Origin of the sequence: Paramuribaculum intestinale (assembly GCF_003024925.1) — a bacterium.
GTDB lineage: Bacteria > Bacteroidota > Bacteroidia > Bacteroidales > Muribaculaceae > Paramuribaculum > Paramuribaculum intestinale.
The window spans coordinates 1-8,598 of sequence record NZ_PUED01000113.1 but is presented as its reverse complement, the minus strand read 5'-3'; the positions used below and the strand labels follow the sequence as shown (position 1 = coordinate 8,598).

Here is an 8,598-nt window from a genome sequence, read left to right as displayed (position 1 = left end):
AACTTTCTCATGGCTTGATTGGTTCCGTCGCCTTTCACGCAATTATGAAGAATCAACAGAGGTCGCTGAAGAAATGATTGATTTGGCTGCCATAAAAATTTTATTGAATCAAATTTAAACAGTTTCTTAGAGTATGTTTGTATTTCGTGTTAAATTCAAACATACGCTTAGACCCACAAAGCGCTGTGTCAGCAATGCGATACTGACACAGCGCTTTCTCTATATCACACCGGCGCACCCTCCCCGGCACATTCCGCCTGTCCGATCCCTGGTCATGACAAAAAAAAATCCGGCCATCGCTGACTGGATTTATATCTTACATCAAAGTATAAGAATTACTTACTCTCTGTCGGCGCACTGAGATCCACACCCGCGAGATCCGGGTCGATCATGATGCGGCCGCAATACTCGCAGACTATGATCTTCTTGTGCATCTTGATCTCCATCTGCTTCTGAGGCGGGATGCGGTTGAAGCAACCTCCGCAGGCATCACGCTGTATATATACGATACCCAGACCGTTGCGGGCATTCTTGCGGATGCGTTTGAAAGCCGCAAGAGTGCGGGCGTCGATTTTAGGCTCAAGAGCCTTGGCCTGTTCGCGCAGACGCTCCTCGTCCTGCTTCGTCTCCGACACGATTTCGTCAAGCTCGGCCTTCTTGTCGGCCAGCACATGCTTCTGATCAGCCAGACGGTTCTCGGTCTCGGCGATTTCATTGTTCTTGGCGTCGATCATGCGGGCATACTCGTTGATATGCTTCTCGCTCAGCTCTATCTCGAGAGTCTGGAACTCGATCTCCTTCGACAGCAGATCAAACTCGCGGTTGTTCCTCACATTGTCGATCTGCTCTTTGTATTTTGCTATCTTGGCCTGTGAATCATTGATTTTCTCCTTCTCGGCAACCGACTTCTTGCGGATTTCTTCGATCTCCTTGCGGAAATTCTCTATACGGGTGGTCAGACCCTTGATCACATCCTCAAGGTCAGCGACTTCAAGAGGAAGTTCGCCACGCACAGTGCGGATTCGGTCGATTTGCGAAAGTAGCGTCTGCAGCTCGTAGAGCGACTTGAGGCGCGACTCCACTGAGAGATTCTGTTCGTTTTTGTTCTTGTCTGCTGTAGCCATAGCTTACATGTAATTTACAGGATTTGACTCTACGTGCGAGTCACGGACTGCAAAGTTAGGAAATTTTTTCGTAATAATATCGGTAAAAATGCCTATAGTGCAATGTTCGCTCTCAAAATGGCCTATGTCGGCTATCAGAATATTGCCGCCATAGTCGGCAAAATCATGATATTTCACATCGGCCGTCACCATCGCGTCAGCACCGCAGGCCACTGCAGCAGGGAGCATCGAGGCGCCCGAACCGCCGCATAAAGCCACACGGCTCACCATTCGCGACCCATCCGGAGCGCTGTGACGCACCACCCGGGCACCGAACGCACGCTTCACCTCACTCAGGAAATCCACTGCCGCCAAAGGCTCCGCAAGCTGACCGACAGCGCCGGCCCCACTCTCGCAGTCAATAGCCCTCACCTGCGTCAACCCGAGCATTTCGGCCATACGGCGCGACACGCCCGACGGCGCATTGTCCAGACACGTATGCAGACTATAGACCGCAACACCATTTCTGATCGAATACTCCACGGCGCGCTCCACCGGAGTCGATCCGGTGATATGCTTCAGACCGCGGAATATCAGCGGATGATGACTCACCACCAGATTACATCCCGCAGATGCCGCCTCGGCTATCACACCGGGAGTCGGATCCACACACAGCATGACGCCGGTGCATTCGCGCGACGCATCGCCTGTCTGAAGCCCGCAATTGTCATAGCTCTCCTGCAGACTCAGAGGAGCGAACTCCTCCAAGGCGCCGATTATATCACTGATTTTAGGCATATCTGAAAAACAGCGGAGGGCACTTGACGCCTTTCGCCGTCTGCCCTCCATCGTTTTAATTTTATTTCTTTTCAGGTTCAGTCACAGCTATGCTCAACTCATCGAGCTGGCTTTGGTCTATCGTGCTCGGAGCGTCGATCATCATGTCGCGGCCCGAATTGTTTTTCGGGAAAGCTATGACATCGCGGATGCTGTCAAGACCGGCCAGAATCGACACGAAACGATCGAAACCGAAAGCCAGACCGCCGTGAGGAGGTGCGCCATATTTGAAGGCGTCCATAAGGAAGCCGAACTTATATCGCGCTTCATCTTCCGACAGACCGAGCAGACGGAACATGTGATCCTGCAGCTCCGAGTCATGTATGCGTATCGATCCTCCGCCAAGTTCGTTTCCGTTGACCACCATGTCATAGGCTGTGGCACGGACAGCACCGGTATCGGTGTCGAGCTTGTCCACATCCTCCGGGTTAGGCGCAGTGAACGGATGATGCATGGCATAGTAGCGCTGCGTTTCATCATCCCATTCGAAGAGAGGAAAATCCACCACCCACAGACACGAGAACTTCTGCGGATCACGCAGCCCGAGACGCGAGCCCATCTCCAGACGCAGTTCGTTGAGCTGCTTGCGGGTTTTCATAGTCGCTCCGGCGAGTATCAGCATCAGGTCGCCCGGATTCGCACCGCCACGCTCAAGCCAGCCGCGAAGCTCATCGTCGGAATAGAATTTGCCTACCGAACTCTTTATCGAGCCGTCATTTTCAAGCTTAACCCACATCATGCCCTTGGCACCCACCTGCGGACGCTTCACGAATTCAGTCAGCTGGTCAAGCTGCTTGCGGGTATAGTCGGCACAGCCCGGAGCCACGATGGCTCCTACATATTCGGCATCATCCATCACCGCGAAACCCTTGCCGGTCGTGAGATCCTTCAGCTCCACAAACTGCATCCCGAAGCGGGTGTCGGGCTTGTCACTGCCATATAGACGCATCGCATCGGCCCACGTCATGCGCGGGAACGGATCAGCAAAGTCTATATCCTTCACATATTTGAAAATATGCTTCACAAGTCCCTCGAACATCTGAAGCACATCCTCCTGCTCCACAAACGACATCTCGCAGTCGATCTGTGTGAATTCAGGCTGACGGTCGGCACGCAGATCCTCGTCACGGAAACATTTCACGATCTGAAAATACCGGTCGAAGCCACTCACCATCAGAAGCTGCTTGAACGTCTGAGGCGACTGAGGCAGAGCATAGAACTCACCGGGATTCATGCGCGAAGGCACCACAAAGTCGCGGGCACCCTCCGGAGTCGACTTGATCAGCACCGGTGTTTCCACCTCAAGAAATCCCTTCGAGTCGAGATAACGGCGGATTTCGAAAGCCATGCGGTGGCGAAGCTCCAGATTGCCGCGCACGCACGAACGACGCAGATCCAGGTAGCGGTACTTCATCCGCAGATCATCGCCGCCGTCGGTGTCATCCTCTATGGTAAACGGAGGCACATCACTGCGGTTCAGCACCTTGAGCGAGGTCGCAATGATCTCTATCTCACCGGTCGGCAGATTCTTGTTCTTATTCTCGCGCTCCTGCACCGTTCCGCTCACCTGCACCACAAATTCACGGCCAAGCTTGTTGGCGGCATCAAAAAGAGCTGTGTCCGAATCACTTTCAAACACGATCTGGGTGATACCGTAACGGTCGCGCAGATCAACGAATGTCATGCCGCCCATCTTTCTGGCACGCTGCACCCATCCGGCGAGTGTCACTTCGCGGCCTGCGTCAGAAAGGCGCAGCTCGCCGCATGTATTGGTTCTGTACATTTTTCTATCTCGACTATATAATCGGTTATGTTGTTTCAGACCACAAAATTACAAAAAATCCGCTTTCACGGCCGAAAATCGACACGGAAAAGCGGATCTTATGAATCTATTGTCTGATTTTGCCACGGCTCGCGCGGCCCTACGGCGCAGTCGTCGTCAGCCTATGGTCACCTGAGTGGCTCCAAAGCCATATTCACGAAACGAAGCGTCCTGCACCTGACATGACTTGTAGCGGTGGCGCAGCTCCTTCATCAGAGCCTGTCTCAGCACTCCCTCGCCCTTGCCATGAATGAATATCAGCTTGCGGCCACGGTTATGCATATTGGCGTCCATCACCTTGCGGAACTCATCCACCTGATAGTTCAGTATCTCGGCCGGCGACATGCCGGCAGTCGTGTCAAGCAGCTCGTCGATATGAAGATCAGTCACGAACGGATCACCACCCCCTGAAGTCCGCGGCTGACGCTGCACCTTTTTGACCTGACGGCGTTCCGGCCGCCGTTCAACAGGCGTAAGCATAGCCTCGGCGATCACCTCAGGCTTCACTGACACCGCATCATGTCCCAGCTGCACATCATCCGTCACTATCGGCAGGGCTATCACATCGCGCTCGAAATAATCGTTCGGACGGAAACAGTTGACACGGAGAAACCTCGTCAGATCCATCCGCTTCTCCACGTCAACCGGACGCTTCATAGCAAAACCCTTGTCGCGCTTGAAAGCGATCATCTGCACAGCCACATGTTCCATGTGCGCGAGATCGGCATGAGTCATCTCGCCGATCAACAGCTGGATATTCGGCTCCACTATGCCTGCATAGCGTGTGGTCCACTCCTCCTCATCGCCGCGCGTGAGGTAAGTGAAATAGAGATAGTAGTTTGAATCGTTGACTATCGATATGTCAAACCGCGTGGTCGACAGCTGCTTTATGTCAGCAGGCTCATAGCCCAGCACCACATTGAGCTTGTCGCCGCCCTCCGTTTCCACAATCGGAAGTTCCGGCTCGGCCTTCACCTCTTTCGACGGCTTTTCGATCTCCTTCGGAGCCACGGCTGGAGCGGCCGAAGCGGCGGCACGGCTATCGCCGGCCTCGCTGACCACCACGCATTCGCGCAACATCACCGGAGTTTCAAAACCATCCTCGTCAACATAAGCGACATTGCCGTCTATACGCACTATGCGGCCGCCGCCCACTGAATTGAGAAACCTTACGGTATCACCTGTTTTTGCCATCATTTCTTACTTTTTAAGTCGTTGAGAAGGCTCTCCACAGCCGCGCGCAGCTGGGTATCCTCCTCTTTCACCACGGTAGCCGGATCGTTGGCCACCTTCACATCCGGTTCAAGCTGGGTGTTCTCCAGATAATATCCTTCGGAAGTGCGGAAACCTGTCACCGGAATACCGAACACGAGGCTTGGATCCTGCAGCGTCACCCAGTTGACCGAACTCATCGTACCCGGAACCGGCATACCAACAAGCTTGCCGAGTCCAAGGTGACGATACACCCAGGGAGTGCCATGGGCATTCGAGTAGTTGGCCTCGCCGATCACCATCACACTCGGTTTGTTCCAGCGGCGCGACGGCATGTCGGTGGTTTCCACTCCGTGCACATCCTGAGTCAGATACTTCTTACCGCTGAACATCACTTCGATATCCTCGTGCAGACGGCCGCCGCCATTGAAACGGGTGTCGATCACGATACCCTCCTTGTCGATATACTCGCCGAGCGCCTTAGCATAAAGCTTGCGGAAGCTGCCGTCGTCCATCGACTGGATATGCACATATCCCAGACGTCCGTTCGACCAGCGCTCCACATCAGCCTCGCGCTGACGCACCCAGCGGTCATACATCAGAGCGTTCTGCGCGCTCTGCGATATAGGCAGTATGACCTCCTCGAAGTCCGTGCCGTCGGCTCCATGAAAACCCACCAGAGTCTTCTTGCGTGTCAGGTCGGCAAGCAGCACCGACGGATCGGTGTCAGCCGTGAGTGCCTGGCCGTTGATCGACTTGACGATATCGCCGGCTTTCACACGTGAGGTGCTGCGGTCAAACGGACCACCCTTTATCACCTCGGCCACCTTCAGCCCGGCGCCGTCATAACCCAGATCATACAGCAGTCCGAGCTGTGCGGTGGGATGCGCCGCACCGGAGGGATAATAGCGGCCTCCCGTGTGCGATACGTTCAGTTCGCCAAGCAGTTCACTGAGAAGATCGGCGAAGTCATAGTTGTTGTCGATATGAGGCAGGAAGCGTTTGTAGGCCTTGTAGAGGTTGTCCCAGTCCGCACCGTTCATATCCGTGCGGAAGAAGCGTTCGCGCTCTTCGTTGTAGACATAGCGCAGCATATACTCGCGCTCGGCGGCCTGATCTATGGTCATAGAGGCAGAGAATGTGATCGGAGTGAGCTTTTCCGACTTGGTGTCGAACTTGCGAAGAGTAGATCCAAGGAGATACATATTCCCGGCCTTGTCGGTATCGATGCCGGCACCTGCGCCTAGCTTGGTCACCTTGCTGACATCCCCCTTGCGTGGTTTTGCCTTCCAGAGATCATAACCCTTCTCGAACGAGGTGATATAATACAACGTTTCACCATCGGGTGTAAGATACATGTCAGCCAGAGCCGACGAATTGGGCGTCAGGCGTATCGTTCGGTCGGCGATACCCTCGAGATCCACAGCCACCTTCTCGGCCACTTTCTCCTTATCGCCATCAGCCTTCTTGGAGTCAGCTTTCTTTTTTGCGTCATCAGCCTTCTTGGAGTCCTTGCCCGACGCAGCATCGTTCTTCTTGCTCTTCTGGGCTTTCTCCACCTCTTTCAGAAGTTCGTAATCCTCTTCCGAAAGGCGGAAGCGGTCAAATGCGTCGCGATTGAGAAACGCAATCATCACATCGCTCTCCGAACCCCACGAGGCATGATTGCGCATACCGTAACGCTCGCTCTCGAATATGATGGCCTTGCCGCCCATGGCCCAGCGGGGATTCTGGTCGAAATAACCGGTCTTGGTGACATATGTCATCTTGCCGTCGGCCACATTGATTATCGCTATATCAGAGTATGGCTGATGGTGGAGGTCGGTGGCCTCGATCAACAGCCACTCGCCGTCGGGACTCCACTGCGATGCAAAGCCCTTGGAACGGGATGCGACAGTGGAGCCGTCGGTCAGCTGACGCACCTTTTTTGTCTTCAGATCCATCACCTTGAGTTTCGTGCGGTCCTCCACAAAAGCCATCTTGGTGCCGTCGGGCGATATCGACGGATGTGTGCGGTCCACTTTATCCTTCACGGAAAACACCGGTTCTTCATTGATGATCGTGGCATTCGAGAAATTGGGATCATCCTCGCGGCCTATCGTAGCCTTATAGATATTGTAGTGGCCGTCACGTTCCGATGTGTAGTAAAGAGTGCGGCTGTCACTTCCCCATGCCGGATCACTCTCGGCCTCAGTGGTGTTTGTCACCTGCTTGGTCGACGGATAGTCGGTGGCTGTAACAAACACCTCTCCGCGGCTCGTGAAAGCCACCTGCTTGCCGTCGGGCGACACAGCCGCCGATCTGCCGACACCCACACGGAGCTGTTCAGGCTTGTTCTCCTCGTCGACAGTCACGTCTATAGCCACCTTCGCCGGCTTCTGACCTTCGCGCATGGTATATATCTCACCGTCGTAAGTGAAAGCAAACGTACCGTCCGATCCGCGCGAGAGGAAACGAAGCGGATGCGTGCTGAAATCGGTCAGGCGCGTCAGCTTTGCCGGATCGTTCACATTGAAGGAATACAGATTGAACGAGCCGCCGTCGCGCTCCGAAAGGAAATACACAGTCGATCCGTCGGCCGACACCACCGGATTACGATCCTCGCCTCCACGATGGGTGAGATTTGTATGCTTGCCGGTCGAAGCGTCATACAGCCAGATGTCGCGGGTCACCGATGATGTGTGGTGCTTGCGGAACTTATCCTCACTGCCCTTTACATCCTCGTAGACAAACGAACGTCCGTCGGGCATAAACGACATATATACAGCCGGAGTGCCAAGCACCTGACGGGTGCGCCCACCCTTTGCGGGAACACTGTACACTTCGGTCAGGGCGCGGTAGGGAAACAGGGCGCTTTCGGCCGGATCCTGGATCACCGCGCTGAAAAGCACACTCTTGCCGTCGGGAGTAAACGCCTCGGGGATCTCGTTTGCTGAATTGAATGTCAGCTGTGTGGCCGACCCTCCGGTAGCCGGCATGATGAACACATCCTGCCCACCGTTGCGGTCCGAGGCAAAAGCTATCTGTTTGCCGTCGGGACTCCATACCGGCCGACTCTCATACGACGCCAGAGTCGTCAGTCTTTCAGCCTTGCCGCCTTTGGCATCGACCTTATAGATGTCACCCTTGTAAGTGAAAGCGATCTGGCTGCCGTCAGGAGAGATCCGCACATCGCGCATCCACAGCGGCGTCACGGCCTGAGCCATGCCGGCCGAAACAAGCATGGCCGCGCCGATCAAAAAGAAACGTTTGATAATCATATTGTTTGGTTTATTGTATATTCATTATTCCACCGGAATAAGCCTGCGCATGACCGACCTTTTATGTACGGCCGGCATTTCACACCCTGACGTGCCAGCGACAGCTCAGCTCCATGAGTAGTTTGTCATTACTCGTCGATGGTATAATTCAGAAAATCCACAAACGGTTTCAATGCCTTGAACCGTTCGGCCGTTATCTCAGGCCAGGACGGATTCATGAAATATTCCGCACCGACATAATTCACGCGCCCATAATCTTTCAGCCTCAAAAGCGGCGCCTGCGGATGATCACGATCCCATCCCTTGGGCACAGTCTTCAGCTGCTGGCCGCACCACTCAGGGAAATATCTGACAAAGTCAGGAT

At 54.3% G+C, this 8,598-nt stretch carries 6 protein-coding genes; all 6 read right to left on the bottom strand.

What is annotated here, in order from left to right:
• Positions 1 to 335 precede the first annotated feature (335 nt).
• Positions 336 to 1,124 carry a zinc ribbon domain-containing protein gene (locus C5O24_RS08895; RefSeq protein WP_107035089.1) on the bottom strand — a complete coding sequence of 263 codons (789 nt, stop codon included), beginning with the start codon at positions 1,122 to 1,124 and terminating at the stop codon, positions 336 to 338.
• A 3-nt stretch (positions 1,125 to 1,127) separates the two neighbouring features.
• Entirely contained in the window at positions 1,128 to 1,901 is a 774-nt protein-coding gene (locus tag C5O24_RS08890; protein ID WP_107035090.1) for a Nif3-like dinuclear metal center hexameric protein, read from the bottom strand.
• Positions 1,902 to 1,962: 61 nt separating this feature from the next.
• A complete protein-coding gene (gene aspS, locus C5O24_RS08885) occupies positions 1,963 to 3,723 on the bottom strand; it encodes an aspartate--tRNA ligase (protein ID WP_107035091.1) in 1,761 nt (586 codons plus the stop codon).
• A gap of 156 nt (positions 3,724 to 3,879) precedes the next feature.
• Positions 3,880 to 4,959, bottom strand: a complete 1,080-nt coding sequence (locus tag C5O24_RS08880; protein WP_237612971.1) for a DUF2027 domain-containing protein — start codon at positions 4,957 to 4,959, stop codon at positions 3,880 to 3,882.
• Positions 4,956 to 8,234: a S41 family peptidase gene (locus tag C5O24_RS08875; RefSeq protein ID WP_107035092.1), complete on the bottom strand. Its 3,279-nt coding sequence runs from the start codon at positions 8,232 to 8,234 to the stop codon at positions 4,956 to 4,958. Before C5O24_RS08875 ends, C5O24_RS08880 begins: the two co-directional genes overlap by 4 nt.
• 128 nt (positions 8,235 to 8,362) lie before the next feature.
• Positions 8,363 to 8,598, bottom strand: a 236-nt coding sequence (locus tag C5O24_RS08870; RefSeq protein ID WP_133165513.1) for a DUF2461 family protein, incomplete at its 5' end; no start/stop codon positions are given.